Origin of the sequence: Streptomyces sp. NBC_00876 (assembly GCF_045207435.1) — a bacterium.
In the GTDB taxonomy this organism is placed as follows: Bacteria; Actinomycetota; Actinomycetes; order Streptomycetales; family Streptomycetaceae; genus Streptomyces.
Genome location: NZ_CP108800.1, coordinates 5,260,335 through 5,276,662 on the forward strand (window position 1 = coordinate 5,260,335; position 16,328 = coordinate 5,276,662).

The 16,328-nt window shown below is 71.2% G+C and carries 16 protein-coding genes; 7 read left to right on the plus strand and 9 right to left on the minus strand.

The window, feature by feature from the left end; genetic code table 11:
* Positions 1-7: 7 nt before the first annotated feature.
* A complete protein-coding gene (locus OG782_RS23215) occupies positions 8-520 on the minus strand; it encodes a carboxymuconolactone decarboxylase family protein (protein ID WP_406453892.1) in 513 nt (170 codons plus the stop codon).
* Between the two features lie 47 nt (positions 521-567).
* Between OG782_RS23215 and OG782_RS23220 the strand changes: the two genes are divergently transcribed.
* Positions 568-1,971, plus strand: a complete 1,404-nt coding sequence (locus OG782_RS23220) for a PLP-dependent aminotransferase family protein (RefSeq protein WP_406453894.1) — start codon at positions 568-570, stop codon at positions 1,969-1,971.
* Between the two features lie 6 nt (positions 1,972-1,977).
* On the opposite strand, the gene OG782_RS23225 is transcribed toward OG782_RS23220, so the two are convergent.
* Together OG782_RS23225 and rocD are read right to left on the minus strand one after the other, a co-directional pair.
* Positions 1,978-2,835 (minus strand): hypothetical protein, encoded by an 858-nt coding sequence (locus OG782_RS23225; protein WP_406459231.1) that lies wholly within the window; start codon positions 2,833-2,835, stop codon positions 1,978-1,980.
* Between the two features lie 325 nt (positions 2,836-3,160).
* Positions 3,161-4,366 (minus strand): ornithine--oxo-acid transaminase, encoded by a 1,206-nt coding sequence (gene rocD, locus OG782_RS23230; protein WP_406453896.1) that lies wholly within the window; start codon positions 4,364-4,366, stop codon positions 3,161-3,163.
* Positions 4,367-4,638: 272 nt separating this feature from the next.
* On the opposite strand from rocD, the gene trpS reads away from it, so the two are divergent.
* Positions 4,639-5,652, plus strand: coding sequence for a tryptophan--tRNA ligase (gene trpS / locus OG782_RS23235; RefSeq protein WP_406453898.1), 1,014 nt, complete (start codon positions 4,639-4,641; stop codon positions 5,650-5,652).
* 106 nt (positions 5,653-5,758) lie between these two features.
* A complete protein-coding gene (locus OG782_RS23240; RefSeq protein WP_406453900.1) occupies positions 5,759-6,349 on the plus strand; it encodes a 2'-5' RNA ligase family protein in 591 nt (196 codons plus the stop codon).
* Between the two features lie 34 nt (positions 6,350-6,383).
* On the opposite strand, the gene OG782_RS23245 is transcribed toward OG782_RS23240, so the two are convergent.
* The gene (locus tag OG782_RS23245; RefSeq protein ID WP_406453902.1) at positions 6,384-7,205 is read right to left on the minus strand and encodes a decaprenylphospho-beta-D-erythro-pentofuranosid-2-ulose 2-reductase; all 822 of its coding nucleotides are present in this window, start codon (positions 7,203-7,205) and stop codon (positions 6,384-6,386) included.
* 61 nt (positions 7,206-7,266) lie between these two features.
* Positions 7,267-8,628, minus strand: a complete 1,362-nt coding sequence (locus OG782_RS23250) for an FAD-binding protein (protein WP_406453904.1) — start codon at positions 8,626-8,628, stop codon at positions 7,267-7,269.
* Positions 8,629-8,768: 140 nt separating this feature from the next.
* On the opposite strand from OG782_RS23250, the gene OG782_RS23255 reads away from it, so the two are divergent.
* The gene (locus tag OG782_RS23255; RefSeq protein WP_406453906.1) at positions 8,769-9,800 is read left to right on the plus strand and encodes a YihY/virulence factor BrkB family protein; all 1,032 of its coding nucleotides are present in this window, start codon (positions 8,769-8,771) and stop codon (positions 9,798-9,800) included.
* Here OG782_RS23255 and OG782_RS23260 read toward each other — a convergent pair.
* Positions 9,748-11,016, minus strand: coding sequence for a D-alanyl-D-alanine carboxypeptidase family protein (locus tag OG782_RS23260; protein WP_406453908.1), 1,269 nt, complete (start codon positions 11,014-11,016; stop codon positions 9,748-9,750). The genes OG782_RS23255 and OG782_RS23260 overlap by 53 nt on opposite strands.
* 121 nt (positions 11,017-11,137) lie before the next feature.
* Between OG782_RS23260 and OG782_RS23265 the strand changes: the two genes are divergently transcribed.
* From OG782_RS23265 to OG782_RS23275, 3 genes are all read left to right on the plus strand, one after another.
* Positions 11,138-11,383 carry an SCO4848 family membrane protein gene (locus OG782_RS23265; RefSeq protein ID WP_406453910.1) on the plus strand — a complete coding sequence of 82 codons (246 nt, stop codon included), beginning with the start codon at positions 11,138-11,140 and terminating at the stop codon, positions 11,381-11,383.
* Positions 11,384-11,447: 64 nt separating this feature from the next.
* The gene (locus tag OG782_RS23270) at positions 11,448-12,791 is read left to right on the plus strand and encodes a metallophosphoesterase (protein ID WP_406453912.1); all 1,344 of its coding nucleotides are present in this window, start codon (positions 11,448-11,450) and stop codon (positions 12,789-12,791) included.
* 221 nt (positions 12,792-13,012) lie between these two features.
* A complete protein-coding gene (locus tag OG782_RS23275) occupies positions 13,013-14,566 on the plus strand; it encodes an ABC transporter substrate-binding protein (RefSeq protein WP_406453914.1) in 1,554 nt (517 codons plus the stop codon).
* Between the two features lie 102 nt (positions 14,567-14,668).
* Here the strand turns inward: OG782_RS23275 and OG782_RS23280 are convergent, their stop codons facing one another.
* Genes OG782_RS23280 through OG782_RS23290 form a run of 3 tightly spaced genes read right to left on the minus strand, consistent with a single transcriptional unit; the run spans position 14,669 to position 16,302 of the window.
* Positions 14,669-15,385 carry a TetR family transcriptional regulator gene (locus tag OG782_RS23280; RefSeq protein ID WP_406453916.1) on the minus strand — a complete coding sequence of 239 codons (717 nt, stop codon included), beginning with the start codon at positions 15,383-15,385 and terminating at the stop codon, positions 14,669-14,671.
* Positions 15,386-15,408: 23 nt separating this feature from the next.
* On the minus strand, positions 15,409-15,861 hold the full coding sequence (locus tag OG782_RS23285; RefSeq protein ID WP_406453918.1) for a thiol-disulfide oxidoreductase DCC family protein: 453 nt from the start codon (positions 15,859-15,861) through the stop codon (positions 15,409-15,411).
* A gap of 9 nt (positions 15,862-15,870) precedes the next feature.
* A complete protein-coding gene (locus tag OG782_RS23290; RefSeq protein ID WP_406453920.1) occupies positions 15,871-16,302 on the minus strand; it encodes a hypothetical protein in 432 nt (143 codons plus the stop codon).
* Positions 16,303-16,328: the final 26 nt, after the last annotated feature.

Here is a 16,328-nt window from a genome sequence, read left to right on the forward strand (position 1 = left end):
GTGTGGGTCAGCTGCGGTGGTCGCCGGGGGTGTAGTGGCCCGGGACCATGCGGGTGGTCACGGCGAACCGGTTCCAGGCGTTGATCGTGATGATGGCGGCGACGAGGTGGGCGAGCTCGGCCTCGTCGAAGTGCTCGGCGGCCTTCGCGTACACCTCGTCCGGCACGAAACCGTCGGTCAGGACGGTCACCGCCTCGGTCAGCTCGATCGCCGCGATCTCCTTCGGCGTGTAGAAGTGCCGCGACTCCTCCCACGCGCTGAGCTGCACGATCCGCTCGACGGACTCACCTGCGGCGAGCGCGTCCTTGGTGTGCATGTCGAGGCAGAACGCGCAGTGGTTGAGCTGCGAGGAACGGATCTTCACCAGCTCGGCCACGACCGGGTCGAGCCCCTTGCGCGACGCCGCCTCGAGGCGGGCCATCGCCTTGTAGACGTCGGGCGCGTGCTCGGCCCACTGCATGCGGGGGGTGTGCTCGGGGGCGTACTCGGAGGTCGCGTGGTGGTGCTCGTTCGTCGTCATGGATACGACGCTACGCCGCGGGTGGCGCACCTGTATGGTCCATTTCCATGACGGATCCCTGGGCCACTTTCGGCGCCGACCTGCACATCGACCCGACCGGTGCGAGCGGGCTGCGGGCCGGGCTCATGGAGGCCCTGCGGGAGGCGGCCCGGACGGGACGGCTCGCGCCCGGGACCCGGCTGCCGTCGTCCAGGACACTCGCGGCCGACCTCGGGATCGCCCGCAACACCGTCGCCGACGCGTACGCGGAACTGGTCGCCGAGGGCTGGCTCACCGCCCGGCAGGGCTCCGGGACCCGGGTGGCGCAGCGCGCCGAGCCGCGTCCGGCGGCCTCCAGGGCGCCGCGCTCCCGGCCGCCCCGCAGCAGCCCCGCCTACAGCCTGATGCCGGGCTCGCCCGACCTGGCGACGTTCCCGCGCGCCGAGTGGCTCAGGGCCGCCCGCCGCGCCCTCGCCGCCGCGCCCAACGACGCCTTCGGCTACGGCGACCCACGTGGCCGCATCGAGCTGCGCACCGTGCTCGCCGAGTATCTGGCCCGGGCCCGCGGGGTCTACGCGGACCCCGAACGCATCGTGATCTGCGCCGGCTTCGTCCACGGGCTGATGATGACGGGCAAGGTGCTGCGGGAGCGCCGGGTGCGGGAGGTGGCCGTCGAGTCGTACGGGCTGGACCTGCACACGGACCTGCTCACCGATGCCGGGCTGCGCATCCCCTGCCTGCCGCTGGACGGACTCGGCTCCCGGACCGGCGAACTGAACGGGATGCGGGGCGCGGGCGCGGTGCTGCTGACACCCGCTCACCAGTTCCCGACCGGGGTGCCGCTCCACCCCGACCGGCGGGCCGCGGCGGTCGACTGGGCACGGAGCACCGGCGGGCTGATCCTGGAGGACGACTACGACGGGGAGTTCCGCTACGACCGCCAGCCGGTCGGCGCGCTCCAGGGCCTGGACCCCGAACGCGTCGTCTATCTGGGGACGGCCAGCAAGTCCCTGGCGCCGGGGCTGCGGATCGGCTGGATGGTGGTGCCGCAGCCGATGCTGGGCGAGGTGACCGCCGCCAAGGGGTGGAGCGACTGGGCGTCGAGCGCGCTGGACCAGCTGACGCTCGCGGAGTTCATCGCCTCCGGCGCGTACGACCGGCATGTGCGCTCCATGCGGCTGCGCTACCGCAACCGCCGCGACGAGCTCGTCGCGGCGCTGGCCGAGCGGGCCCCGTCCATCGAGGTCAGCGGGATCGCCGCCGGGCTGCACGCCGTGCTGGAACTCCCGGAGGGCAGCGAGGCCGAGGTGGTCCGGGCGGCGGCCTGGCAGGGGCTCGCGGTGCAGGGGCTGTCCTTCTTCCGGCATCCGGAGGCCGAGGTGCGGCGCGAGGCGCTCGTCATCGGCTACGGCACACCGACCGACAGCGCATGGGCGGGCACGCTGGACGCCCTGTGCCGGGTGCTGCCGTGAGCGGCGTCAGACCGTCGTGCCCGGGGCCGTCGGCTGCGGGGCGTCCGCCGGGGCCTCGCCGAACCGGGCCAGGGCCAGCGCGCCCGCCACGGCCACCGCGAATCCGGTGACCGCCAGCCAGCCGAGTCCCTCGCGGGTACGGTCCCCGAGCCAGATGACACCCACCAGGGCGGGCCCGATCGTCTCGCCCAGGACCATCCCGGCCGTCGCCGTCGTCACCGAACCGCGCTGGAGCGCCGAGGTGAGCAGCAGGAACGCCGAACCGCCCCCCACCAGCAGCGCGTACATCGCGGGATTCACGGCGAGCGCGGCCGGCGACACGTCGTCGATCAGCCGGACGGAGACCTCCACCACCCCGAAACCGCAGCCCGCGCCGAGCCCCAGCACCAGGGCCCGCGACCGCTCGGGCAGCCGGCCGGCCACCGTACCGATGAGCAGGATGGCGACTGCGACCGCGAGCATCCACCACCGCAGCGCGTCCGATCCGCTGTGGTGCCCCTCGCCGCCGGAGGCGAGCCCCAGCATGCCGAGACCGGCGCAGACCACGGCGACGGCCGTCCACTCGGTGGCGCTCAGCCGGACCTGGAGGAGACGGGCGGCGACGACGGCGGTCACCGCGAGACTCGCGGCCAGGGCGGCGCCCACCGCGTAGATGGGCAGGGAGCGCAGCGCGATGATCTGGAGGACGAAACCGAGGCCGTCGAGCGCGAGCCCGGCCACGTAACGCCACTGGCGCAGGGCCCGCAGCAGCAGCGCCGGATCGACCCCCGCCCCGGCCCCCGGCTCGGACGCGGCCCGCGCGGCGACGGCCTGAAGAACGGAGGCCGTACCGAAGCAGACCGCGGAACCGAGCGCGCAGATCATCCCCAGGAGCACACCCGGACTCTACTGGCGCATGAGCCGGTGGGGGCGCACGGACCGGCGGGGCGCACGGACCGGCGGGGCGCGCAGGCCGCCCCGCGCTGACGCCGGGCCGACGCCGGGCCGCCCCGCGCCGACGCCGGGCCGCCCCGCGCCGACGCCGGGCCGCCCCGCGCCGACGCCGGGCCGCCCCGCGCCGACGCCGGGCCGCCCCGCGCCGACGCCGGGCCGCCCCACGCCGACGCCGGGCCGCCCCGCGCCGACACCGGGCCGCCCCGCCCCGCCCCGCGCCGACGCCGCGCCGACGCCGGGCCCGGCCGGTCCGGACTCAGCCGCGCAGGACCTCGCGCAGCTGCTCCAGGCCCCAGTCCAGGTCCTCCTTGCTGATCACCAGTGGCGGGGCGATCCGGATCGTCGAGCCGTGGGTGTCCTTCACCAGCACCCGCCGCTCCATCAGCTTCTCGGAGATCTCCCGGCCCGTGCCGCGGCCCGGCTCGATGTCGACACCCGCCCACAGCCCGCGCCCCCGCACGGCCTCCACCGCGCCGCCGCCGACCAGCAGCCCCAGCTCCTGATGGAGGTGCTCGCCCAGCTCCGCCGCGCGCTGCTGGAACTCGCCGGTGCGCAGCATCGCGATGACCTCCAGCGCGACCGCGCAGGCCAGCGGATTGCCGCCGAACGTCGAGCCGTGCTCCCCGGGCCGGTAGATCCCCAGCACCGCCGCCGACGACACCACGGCCGACACCGGCACCACCCCGCCGCCCAGGGCCTTGCCCAGCACGTACATGTCCGGCACGACGCCCTCGTGCTCACAGGCGAAGGTCTTCCCGGTCCGGCCGAGCCCCGACTGGATCTCGTCCGCGATGAACAGGACGTTCCGCTCACGGGTCAGTTCCCGGACCCCGCTGAGGTAGCCGGGCGGCGGGACCAGCACCCCGGCCTCGCCCTGGATCGGCTCCAGGAGCACCGCCACGGTGTTCTCGGTCATCGCCGCCCGCATCGCGGTCAGATCCCCGTACGGCACGATCTCGAAGCCCGGGGTGTAGGGACCGAAGTCCGCGCGGGCCTCGTGGTCCGTGGAGAAGCTGATGATCGTCGTCGTCCGGCCGTGGAAGTTGTCGGCGGCCACAATGATCTTCGCCATGCCGTCGGGGACGCCCTTGACCCGGTAGCCCCACTTGCGGGCCGTCTTCACCGCGGTCTCCACGGCCTCCGCCCCGGTGTTCATGGGCAGCACCATCTCCATGCCGCACAGCTCGGCGAGCTGCGTACAGAAGTCGGCGAAGCGGTCGTGGTGGAAGGCCCGTGAGGTGAGGGTCACCCGCTCCAGCTGCGCCTTCGCCGCGTCGATCAGGCGGCGGTTGCCGTGGCCGAAGTTGAGCGCCGAGTAGCCCGCGAGCATGTCGAGATAGCGCCGGCCCTCGACATCGGTCATCCAGGCGCCGTCCGCCGTGGCGACGACGACGGGCAGCGGATGGTAGTTGTGCGCACTGTGCGCCTCGGCGGAGGCGATGGCGTTTTCCGTGGTCGACACGGGATCTCCGTTCGTCGTGCGGCGTGGGCTGGGGTCGTGCCCACTTTGTATCGTCGGTCGGATCTCCCACGAGGAAACCTTCACTTCACGGCGCGCCCGCGTTTCCCGCCCGCGGGGAGGGGGCCGCGTGGTGTCCGGCGAGGTGCGCGGGCCGTCCGTCCGCCGGGAGCGCGGGGCCCGCCCGGCGGGTCCGCGGAGCCCCCTCCCACGTCCTCACAGCTTTCCCGCACCGGCTGCCCGAGATGGGTTCCGTACCTGAGACAATGGCTCGCATGGCCTCTGAACGTCCCCGTGTGCTCTCCGGAATCCAGCCCACCGCAGGCTCGTTCCACCTCGGCAACTACCTCGGCGCGGTCCGCCAGTGGGTGGCTCTCCAGGAGTCCCACGACGCCTTCTACATGGTGGTCGACCTGCATGCGATCACCGTCCCGCAGGACCCCGCCGGGCTGCGCGCCAACACCCGGCTCGCCGTCGCCCAGCTGCTCGCCGCGGGACTGGACCCGGAGCGCTGCACGCTCTTCGTCCAGAGCCACGTCCCCGAGCACGCCCAGCTCGGGTGGGTCATGAACTGCCTGGCCGGATTCGGTGAGGCGTCCCGGATGACGCAGTTCAAGGACAAGTCCGGCAAGCAGGGTGCCGACCGCACCACGGTCGGGCTCTTCACCTACCCGATGCTGATGGTCGCCGACATCCTGCTCTACCAGGCCGACCAGGTCCCGGTGGGCGAGGACCAGCGCCAGCACCTGGAGCTGACCCGCAACCTTGCCGAGCGGTTCAACGGCACCTACGGGGACACCTTCACCGTGCCGGACCCGTACATCCTCAAGGAGACGGGCAAGATCTACGACCTCCAGGACCCGTCCGCGAAGATGAGCAAGTCGACGGCGAATCCCAAGGGTCTGATCAACCTCCTCGACGAGCCCAAGGTGACCGCCAAGAAGGTGAAGAGCGCCGTCACCGACACCGACACGGTGATCCGCTTCGACCAGGCCGAGAAGCCGGGCGTCAGCAATCTGCTGTCCATCTACTCGACCCTCACCAAGACCTCCGTGGCCGACCTGGAGCAGAAGTACGAGGGCAAGGGCTACGGCGCGCTGAAGACGGACCTGGCCGAGGTCATGGTCGACTTCGTCACACCGTTCCGCACCCGGACCCAGGAATATCTCGACGACACCGAGACGCTGGACTCCATCCTGGCCAAGGGAGCGGAGAAGGCACGGGCCGTCGCCGCCGAGACCCTGGCGCGGACCTATGACCGGATGGGCCTTCTGCCCGCCAAGCACTGAGTCCAAGGACCCTGGCGTCAAGGCCTCCACAGGCGGCACACTGGCGGCGTGAAGCTTGCGGCTGTCAGTGGCTGAAAACAGACCATCGAGGATTGAGGAGAACGACGTGGGGACCGTAACGCTCGGCGTTTCGATCGCGGTCCCGGAGCCCTACGGCAGTCTGCTCCAAGAGCGGCGCGCGAGCTTCGGGGACCCTGCCGCACACGGCATTCCCACCCACGTCACCCTCCTGCCGCCGACCCAGGCGGAGGCGGCCGACCTGCCCGCGATCGAGGCGCACCTCGCCGCGATCGCGACCGGCGGCCGCCCCTTCCCGATGCGGCTGTCCGGCACGGGCACCTTCCGCCCGCTCTCGCCGGTCGTCTTCGTCCAGGTCGTCGAGGGCGCCTCGGCCTGCTCCTGGCTCCAGAAGCGGGTCCGGGACGCCTCGGGGCCGCTGGTGCGCGAGCTCCTGTTCCCGTACCACCCGCACGTCACCGTGGCGCACGACATCTCCGAAGAGGCGATGGACCGGGCGTACGCGGAGCTCGGCGACTACGAGGCGTCCTGGACCTGCGGGGCCTTCGCGCTGTACGAGCAGGGCCAGGACAGCGTCTGGCGCAAGATCAACGAGTTCCCGTTCGGAGCGGGCGGCGGCGCATCCGCCGTACCCGCCCAGAGCGGCAGCACGGCGGACGCGCCCTCCCTGCACCCCTGAGCGGGTACGGCGGGGGCGCCTCGCCACAGGCCGCTCAGACCGGCAGGCGCCGGAACAGCGGCCTCGGCACGTGCCGCAGCGCCGACATCACCGCCCGCAGCGCCCCCGGCACCCATACCGTCTCCGAACGCCGGCGCAGCCCCGTCACGATCGCGTCCGCGACCGCTTCGGGCGTCGTCACGAGCGGGGTACGGGTGAACGGGATCGTCGCGAGCGGTGCCCCCGCCGCCGTGCCGTACGTGCTCGCGCCGGCCGCCCCGGACCGCGCAGTCCCGGCCGTCGGCTGTACGGGACCCGGGCGGACGACCATCACATGTACGCCCGTGCCGTGCAGCGCGTCGCCGAGACCCTGCGCGAACGCGTCCAGGCCCGCCTTGCTCGACCCGTAGATGAAGTCCGCGCGCCGGGCGCGTTCCCCGGCCACCGAGGAGAGCACCACCAGCGAGCCGTGTCCCTGCGCCTGGAGCGCGCCGGCGCACACCAGCCCGGCGGAGACGGCCCCCGTGTAGTTCGTCTGCGCGACCCGGACCGCGGAGAGCGGCTCCTCCTCGTCGCGCTCCTGGTCGCCGGGGATGCCGAAGGCGAGGAGCACCATGTCGATGTCGCCCTCGGTGAAGATCTTGCCCAGGACGGTCTCGTGGTTCTCGGTGTCCAGGGCGTCGAAGTCGACCGTACGGACATAGGCCCCCCGGCCGCGCAGCTCGGCGGCGGCCGAGTCCAGGGCGGGGGAGGGGCGCCCGGCCAGCCAGACCGTGCGGGTGCGGTGGGCGATCAGGCGGCGTGCGGTGGCGAGCCCGATCTCCGATGTGCCGCCGAGGACGAGCAGGGACTGCGGGGCACCGAAGGCATCCTTCACGAGAACGCTCCTTACAGAAGGCGGATGAGGGGGTCGGTGGAGGGCGGCGGCCGGCGCGCCGTCAGAGCGACAGCCGGCGCGACAGATCCGACCGGAACGCCCCGTTCGGGTCCAGCTCGGCCCGCAGCGCCCGGAATTCGGCCAGCCGCGGGTACATCGTGGCCAGTGCGCCGGGGCGCAGCCGGGAGTCATTGGTCAGGCTGACCCGGCCGCCCGCGGCCGCCACTTCCTCGTCCAGTCCGTCGAGGAAGCGGGCCAGCCCCGGCAGATCGGCCGGCAGGTCGAGGGCGAGGCTCCAGCCGGGTTCCGGGAACGACAGCCAGCCGGGGCCGCTCTCGCCGAACCGTTTGAGCGTGGCGAGGAACGACGGGCAGCGCCGCCGGGCGATCCGTCCCACGATCCGGCGCAGCGTCTCCTCCTGCCCCTGTCCGACGACGAACTCGTAGTGCACGAAGCCGCTCCGGCCATGGAGCCGGTTCCAGTGCGGCACGGCGTCCAGGGGATGGAAGAAGGCGGGGATCCGCTGGAGCTCACCGGTGCGGGACCTGGGCGCGCGGCGGTACCGGATCTCGTTGAGCGCCGCCGCGGACATCCGGCCGAGCAGCCCCGCGGGCACGAGGTCCGGTACGGGGAAGCGGGCGGCGGGCAGCCGGTCGGTGACGAAGTCGAACGGTGTGCGCCGGGCGTGCGCGGGGAGCGCGTGCAGGGGTGCATGCTCCCCCCGGGTCAGGACGGCACGCCCCGTCGCCCGGCCGCGGGCGGTCAGATCGATCCAGGCGGACTCGTAGCGGTGGCGGCGGCCGCCCGTCGTCATCCGGGCCATCAGGTCGTCGAGGCCGGTGGCCCGTTCGGTGTCGACCGACATCAGGGACGTCGCGACAGGGCACAACCGGAGCGTGGCCGAGAGGATCACCCCGGTCAGGCCCATGCCGCCCGTGGTCGCGTCGAAGAGCGGCGTGCCGGGCAGGACCGTACGGACCTCGCCGTCGGCGGTGAGGAGTTCGAACTGTGTGACGTAACGGGAGAAGGAGCCCGCGGTGCGGTGGTCGCGGCCGTGGACGTCCGAACCGATCGCGCCGCCCACGGTGATGTACCGGCTGCCGGGGGCCACCGGCACGAACCAGCCGAGCGGAAGCAGCACTTCCACCAGCCGGTGCAGGCTCACCCCCGCGTCGCACACCACGACGCCGGCGCCCGCGTCGATGGTGCGGATGCGGTTCAGCGCCGTCATGTCCAGGACGGAACCCCCGGCGTTCTGCGCCGCGTCGCCATGCGCCCGGCCCAGGCCCCGGGCGATCGAGCCACGCGGCCCGCAGCCGAGCACCGTCGCCGCGGCCTCCTCGTAGCTGCGCGGGCGAAAACGCAGCGCGGTCGTCGGGGCGGTACGGCCCCAGCCGGTCAGGGACACGGTGTCGACAGACATGAGGGTGACCGTATAGCCCGAGAAAACACTTTTGAGGGATTTGTTACAACACTCACCGAAATGGGTGATTGAGGAGTCGTCATCTTCTACGGTGCGGACGGGACGCCTGATTTCGGTGCCGGGGAGGGTAGTCGTACGACATGGACTGGCTGAAAAAACTCCCCGTCATCGGGCCGCTCGTCTCCTGGCTGATGGAGACACATCTCTGGCGCAGCTACGAGACGCTGGAGCGGGTCCACTGGGCCAGGCTCGCCGCGGCGATCACGTTCATCAGCTTCCTGGCGCTCTTCCCCCTGATCGCGGTCGCAGCGGCGATCGGCGCGGCGCTGCTCTCCGACAAGCAGCTGGAAACGATCGAGGAGAAGGTCGCCGACCAGGTGCCCGGCATCTCGGACCAGCTCGGCATCGACAATCTGGTGGCCCACGCGGGAACGGTCGGGCTGGTCGCCGGTGCGCTGCTGCTCTTCACCGGCATCGGCTGGGTCGGCTCGATGCGGGACTGTCTGCGCGCGGTCTGGGAGATGGACGATCTGGACCAGGGCAATCCGGTCCTGCGCAAACTCAAGGACGCCGGAGTGCTGTTCGGCCTCGGCGGCGCGGCCCTGGTGACCCTGGCGATCTCCTCGGTCGGCTCCGTGGCCGTCGGCCGGTTCGCCGATCTGGTCGACATCCCTTCGAGCGGCGCGGGCGGCATCCTGCTGCGCATCGCGGCCCTGGCGGTGGCGGTGGTCGCCGACTTCCTGCTGCTGCTCTACCTGCTGACCCTGCTGCCCGGCGTCGAACCGCCGCGGCGCCGGCTGGTGGTGGCCGCGCTGATCGGCGCGGCCGGCTTCGAACTGCTCAAGCTGCTGCTCGGCAGCTATATGCAGGGCGTCGCGTCGAAGAGCATGTACGGGGCCTTCGGCGTGCCGATCGCCCTGCTGCTGTGGATCAACTTCACCGCGAAACTGCTGCTGTTCTGCGCCGCCTGGACGGCGACGCCCGGCAAGGCGGAGGCCGGGCAGGCAGCGGACACGACGGACGGGCAGGACACGACGGACGCGGAGCGGGACTCCGCGTCCGTCGGCGGCAAGGCCGGTGGCAGGGAAGCCGGTGGCGAGGAGGCCGGCGGCAGCACCCTCAGCGGCGGGGGAGGCGGCGCACCAGGTCCGGCAGCGGCCAGCGCCGGTTGACCAGGAACCCCGCCCCGGCCAGCAGCACCAGCACCCCGCCGACGATGCCCAGCGCGATCCCGACACCGCTGGAACCGCCGGCGGCCGCCGTCTTCGTGGTCCGCTCCGGCCCGTGGCCGCCCTTGTCCGCGGCCGGCTTGTCGGCCTGGGCGCCCTTGCCCGTACCGGTCCCGGTCCCGGTCTCGGCGGACTTCGGGGGGACGAGTTCGCCGACGGGCTTGACCTTGCCGCTCGCCGCGAAGCCCCAGTCGAGCAGGCTCGCCGCCTCCTTGTAGACGGCGTGCGTCTCGTTGGAGGACGGGTTCATGACGGTGACGAGCAGCACCTTGCCGTTGCGCTCGGCGACACCGGTGAAGGTGTTGCCGGCGTGCGTCGTGTAGCCGTTCTTGACGCCCGCGATGCCCTTGTACGCGGTGACGCCGTCGGCCCCGGTGAGCAGCCGGTTGGTGTTCTGGATGCCGAAGCTCTCGCGCTCCTCGCCCTTCTTCTGCTCGCCGGGGAACTGGGCCGTGGCGGTCGCGCAGTACTCCCGGAAGTCCGCCTTCTGGAGCCCGCTGCGGGCGAACAGCGTGAGGTCGTACGCGCTGGAGACCTGCTTGGGCGCGTCGTAACCGTCGGGCGAGACCACGTGCGTGTCGAGCGCCTGCAACTCCTCCGCGTGCGCCCGCATGGCGTCGACGGTCTTGGGGACGCCCCCGTACATCGCGGCCAGCACGTGCACCGCGTCGTTGCCGGAACGCAGGAAGACCCCGAGCCACAGGTCGTGCACCGTGTAGCTGAGGTCCTCCTTGACGCCGACCAGGCTGCTGCCCTCGCCGAGATCGGCGAGGTCCTCGTCCTTGACCGTGTACTCCCGGGTCTTCGGCTGGAGCGCCGGGTCCTGCATCACGGTGTCCGCGAAGAGCATCTTCAGCGTGGAGGCCGGAGGCAGCCGCCAGTGCGGATTGTGCGAGGCGAGCACATCGCCCGTCTCCGCGTCCGAGACCATCCACGATCTGCCCGTCAGGTCCTTGGGCAGCACCGGGGCGCCCGCGCCGAGGTTGACCTGGGTGCCGGTCCGGCCGAGCTGTTCGCCACCGACCTGCGACATGGCGGCGGGCGGCTTCGGCTCGTCGTCGGCGTCGTCCCGGCCGACCGCCGAAGCAGGGGTGACGAGGAAAGCGGACAGCAAAGCGGCAGAGGTGACCGTGAGCGCGGTCTTCTTGAGAGCTGACACGGTCGAAAACGTACATGCAGTTGATCTGAATATGGATACCGGCGCTATGACCCGCCGCACGTACCGCCGGGACAGCCCACCCCGGGCGAACCGGCCGGAGCGTGGCGGAGATACTGAATCCATGAAGCTCAGCCGCCCCGTCTCCTGGTTCCTGCTCGCTTTCGGGGTGTGGAGCTGGGTCATTTGGGTCACTTTCGTAAAAAACCTATGGAAAGACGGCAGTGGTCTCGCCTTCGATGACGCGGGCGATCCGACTGCGTACTTCTGGGTGCATCTGCTGCTCGCCATCACGTCCTTTCTCCTGGGGACGGCGGTGGGCGTGATCGGGTTCCGTGGCATCAGGGCCCTGCGCAGCCAAGGCGCGTAGGGCGTCACCTTTCGGCCGGATCCTTATGCGCGACAAAAGCGGACATTCGGAATAGGGGGTGCGCATGGCGGTCGTGGGATTCGCTCTGGTGGCGGCCGTGGTGCTCGCGCTGCTCGTGCTGGTGCACCGCTATGTGTGGCGCCGCTTCGTCGGTGACACGACGGCGGCGGGCAGCCCCCTGCGCAGAGCCGGCACCGTGGCGGCGTACGTCCTGCCGCTGCTGAGCGTCGGCGCCCTGGTCTCCGGCCGTGCGGGCGCACCCTTCTGGCTCCAGCAGGTGCTGGCCTGGCCGGGCTATCTCTGGCTGGCCGCGCTGCTCTATCTGACGCTCGCCCTGCTGGCCGGCGAGGCGCTGCGCCCGCTGCTGCGACGACTGCTCGCCCGCCGGGCCGCGGACGCACCGGGCGCACCAGGCGCACCAGGCGCACCAGGCGCACCGGACGCACCGGGCGCACAGGACGCGGCGGCGCCGGGAGACACCGCGACGCCCGCCACCGCCGGAGCGCCCGCGTCGGCCACCAGGACCGTCACGCCCGTGACCGCCCCGCCGGCCGCAGCGCCTCCCGCCTCCCCGGCCGACACCCCGTCACGCCGGCTGTTCGTCTCCCGGGCCGTCGGGGGCGCCGCCGCCGTCGCCGGGTTCGGTACGGTCGGCTACGGCACCTACGGGGTGCTGCGCGGCCCGCGGGTCAAGCGGGTCACCGTTCCGCTCGCCCGGCTGCCCCGTTCCGCCCACGGCTTCCGGATCGCGGTCGTCAGCGATATCCACCTGGGCCCGGTTCTGGGCCGGGCCCACACCCAGCGGATCGTCGACACGGTCAACCGGACCCGGCCCGACCTGATCGCGGTCGTCGGCGATCTGGTCGACGGATCGGTCGCCGATCTCGGCCCGGCCGCCGAACCGCTTGCCCGGCTCCGCTCCCGGCACGGTGCGTTCTTTGTCACCGGCAATCACGAGTACTACTCGGGTGCGGCCCAATGGGTTGATCACGTACGGGAATTGGGGCTGCACCCGCTGGAGAACGCCCGGGTCGAGATCGACGGATTCGATCTGGCCGGAGTGAATGACATCGCGGGCGAGAGCGAAGGGCAGGGCCCCGATTTCGGCCGCGCCCTCGGCGGCCGGGACCCTGCCCGCGCGGCCGTCCTCATGGCCCACCAGCCCGTCGTCATCGACGAGGCCGTCGAGCACGGCGTGGACCTCCAGCTCTCCGGGCACACCCACGACGGCCAGCTCTGGCCCGGCAACTACATCTCGGAGCTGTCCAATCCCACGTCCGCCGGGCTCGAGCGCTACGGCGACACCCAGTTGTACGTCACGCGCGGCGCGGGCGCCTGGGGCCCGCCCGTGCGCGTCGGCGCCCCCTCCGACATCACCGTCGTCGAACTCGCGTCCCGGCAGGCGTAAATCGCGGGCGAACACCTCCGGAATCACCGATCGGGTGACCGGTTGTGAACCCTCTGTATTCGACGTATCGACCCAAGGTTTCAACTAACGAACAAAAGGCCATAGGCCTCTGATTTCCTCTTCCGGATGTGAAAATCGTGTGATTGGGTGAGCGCGAACGTGCGGTGATCTGCGTATCTGAGCGCGACGCCGAGGTGGGGCTGGTAAGGGAGAGCACGGCAATGCGGTCGATCCGGATACGGATTCTCGCGATTCTCGCGGTTTTGGTCATCGCAGGCGTCGGCGCCTGGCAGTTGCTTCCCTCGGACGAGGGGAGCACCGATCCGGTCACGGTCGGCACGACCGACGAAGTGACCTCGCTCGACCCGGCGGGCGCGTACGACGCCGGTTCCTGGGCGATGTACAGCAACGTCTACCAGTCCCTCATGACGTTCAAGTCCGGGGCGATCGTCCCCGAGCCGGACGCCGCCGAGAGCTGTGGGTTCCTGGGCGGGAAGCTTCAGACGTACCAGTGCAAGCTCCGTGACGACCTGACGTTCTCCGACGGCACCGAGATCACCGCCGAGGACGTCAAGTACTCCTTCGACCGGATGCTCGAGATCAAGACGGACGTCGGTCCTTCCGTCCTGTTCCCCAGCCTGAAGAACGTGGTGACCGAGGGCCGGGTCATCACCTTCAACCTCTCCTCGCGTGACGCGACCTTCCCGCAGAAGCTCGCCACCGGAGCGGGATCGATCGTCGAGAAGAACGCCTACTCGGAGCACAAGCTGCGGGCCGACAACAAGGTCAGCGGCTCCGGGCCGTACGTACTGAAGTCGTACAAGCCGGGCGTCAGCGCCCAGCTGGTGCCGAACTCGAGGTACCGGGGTGCGCTGAAGGAGACCGGCGGTCCGGTCACCGTGCGCTACTACAAGCAGTCGGACGATCTCCTGGCGGCCTGGCAGTCCGGCCAGGTCGATGTCACGCACCGTCAGCTCCCGCCGTCGACGCTCGCCGAGCTGAACCCCGGTGACGCCGACAAGCGCATCACGGAGGCGGACAGTGCCGAGATCCGCAACCTCGTCTTCAACGTCCGTGACGGGTCCCCGCTCGCCAACCGCAAGGTCCGCCAGGCCATCGCGTCGATCATCGACCGCGGTCCGCTGGTGTCCGACGTCTACAAGGGCACCGTCGACCCGCTCTACTCGCTGATCCCGCAGGGCTACATCGGGCACAGCACCCCGTTCTTCGACGAGTACCCCTCGCCGGACCCGAAGCGGGCCAGGAAGCTGATGGAGGAGGCCGGCGTACAGCTGCCGCTGCACATCACCTTCGCCTACCGCGCCGACGACGCGTACACGAAGGAGACCACGGAGATCCGCCGCCAGCTGGAGGCGGACGGCCTGTTCAAGGTCAATGTGAAGGCCGTGGAGTGGCAGGCGTTCCAGAAGGGCTACGCCGCCGGCAAGTACGACGCGTACACGATCGGCTGGCTCCCCGACTATCCGGACCCCGACACCTTCAGCCAGCCGCTCGTCGGCCGCGACTCCAGCCTTCACAACGGCTACACCAGCAAGAAGATGGACCAGCTGATCAGCAACACGCTGCAGTACAGCGACCGCAGCCGCACCTCGGCCGACTTCAAGGCGCTCCAGAAGCTGGTCGGCGAGGATGTGCCGCTGGTGCCGCTGTGGCAGAAGAAGGACTACGTGGTCGCCAAGGCCGACGTCTCCGGTTCGCAGTACCTCTCCGACGGCACCGGCATCTGGCGGCTGTGGGAACTGGGCTGGATCTGACCGTCACCGCGGAGCTTCACGTCGGAGCTTCGTCACCGCACAGCGTCGTCACCGAGCGGCCGTCCCGGAATCCCGGGGCGGCCGCCCGGCCGTTTCCGGGCGCTACTTGTCGCCGGCCCGTGCGGCGGCCCCGGGCAGGAACTCCTCCAGCACCTCGTGGACCTGGCGCACGAGCGGCCGCAGCACCCGGAAGCGGGACAGGGCGATGGCCCGTGCGGCGATCGGGGCGGTGCGCTCGACCAGCCGGCGGGTGCGCTCGGCGTTGTCCGTGCGGTCGTACACCCAGAACAGCACCAGGCCCATCTGCATCAGCCACATCAGCTGCGGCAGCAGTTCGGCCAGTTCGGGGTCGGTCTTGGTGCCGGAGCCGGACAGGCAGCGCTCATGGATGGAGATCGCCGCCTCGCGGGCCGCGACCGAGTCCTGCGAGAACGGGCTGAGCGGGCTCTCCGGATCGGCGGCGTTCTTGAAGAACTGCGCGGCGAAGCGGTGGTACTGCTCGGATACGTCCAGCCAGCCGAGCAGGACCCCGCGGATGCGTACCGTGAGGTCCTTGTCGCCGTCCAGGACCGGCTGGACCGCCGCCTCGTGCTCGGCGGCGATCCGGTCGTAGAAGCCCTGGACGAGGTGTTCCTTGGACGAGAAGTAGTAGTACGCGTTCCCTACGGAGACACCCGCCTCCTGGGCGATGGCCCGCATCGTCGTCTTGTCGTAGCCGCGCTCCTGGAACAGCCGGAGCGCGGTTTCGAGGATGAGTGTGCGGGTCTGCTCGCTCTTGGGAGCCTTGACTTCCTTCACGTCCTTCTCTTCCTTCACCACGGTCCCGAGGGTATCCGGGACGGCTACGTCTCCGGCCCCGGCCCCCGCACCCGGCACGCGCCGTCCCCGCTCCCGCCGCCCCCGTCCGCCCGGCAGGGCGCGGCGGTCAGCGAGCGGTACTTGGCGGCGGCGAGGACGGTCGCACGGGCGAACGGCCGGCCCGCCGGGGTGGTCAGCCAGTGGGCCCTGGGGCGGTGCTCGGCCAGTGCCCAGAGGCAGACGATCCACGCGGAGGTGGAGCGGTAGATCTGCCCCCGGTCACCGATCACCGTGATCTCCTCCAGCGTCCCGGAGTGGTCGAGGCCCGGGAAGCGGCGGTGCGCCTCCTCGGAGTCCGCCGGGACGAGGTCGAGCGGGACCAGCTGACGCTGGTTCATCAGCCACTGGCGCAGATGGACGCAGAGCGAGCACTGTGCGTCGTAGAGCACGGTGAGCCGTTCGACGGGCGGCCATCCTCCATACGTGCGCTCCGCCATGACGGGCCCTCACGCCCGGGGAGCGGGGGCGGCCCACGGTCCCTGACCCGGGCCCGCCCAGCCCTGCGGCGCCACGGGCGGGGTCTGCTCGCGCTCCATCAGGCCCCGGCGGCGGATCTTGTTGAGCACGTAGACGTTGCTCAGGTGCATGACCCCGAGGACGAGCAGGACGACGCCGACCTTGACCGACAGCGCCTCGAAGAGCTCGCGGGCGTCGGCGACACCGTCGGAGTTCTTCAGATAGAGCGTCACGAACCCCAGGTTGACCAGGTAGAAGCCCACCACCAGCAGGTGGTTGACCGCATCGGCGAGCTTCTCGTTCCCGTGCAGCACATCGGCGAGGAAGACCTTGCCGTTGCGGCTGAGCGTGCGGGCCACCCAGATGGTGAGCGCCACGCTGATGAGCAGATAGATGACGTACGCGACAACAGTGAGGTCCATGCCCCACCCTCCCTTGAACGCGTTCA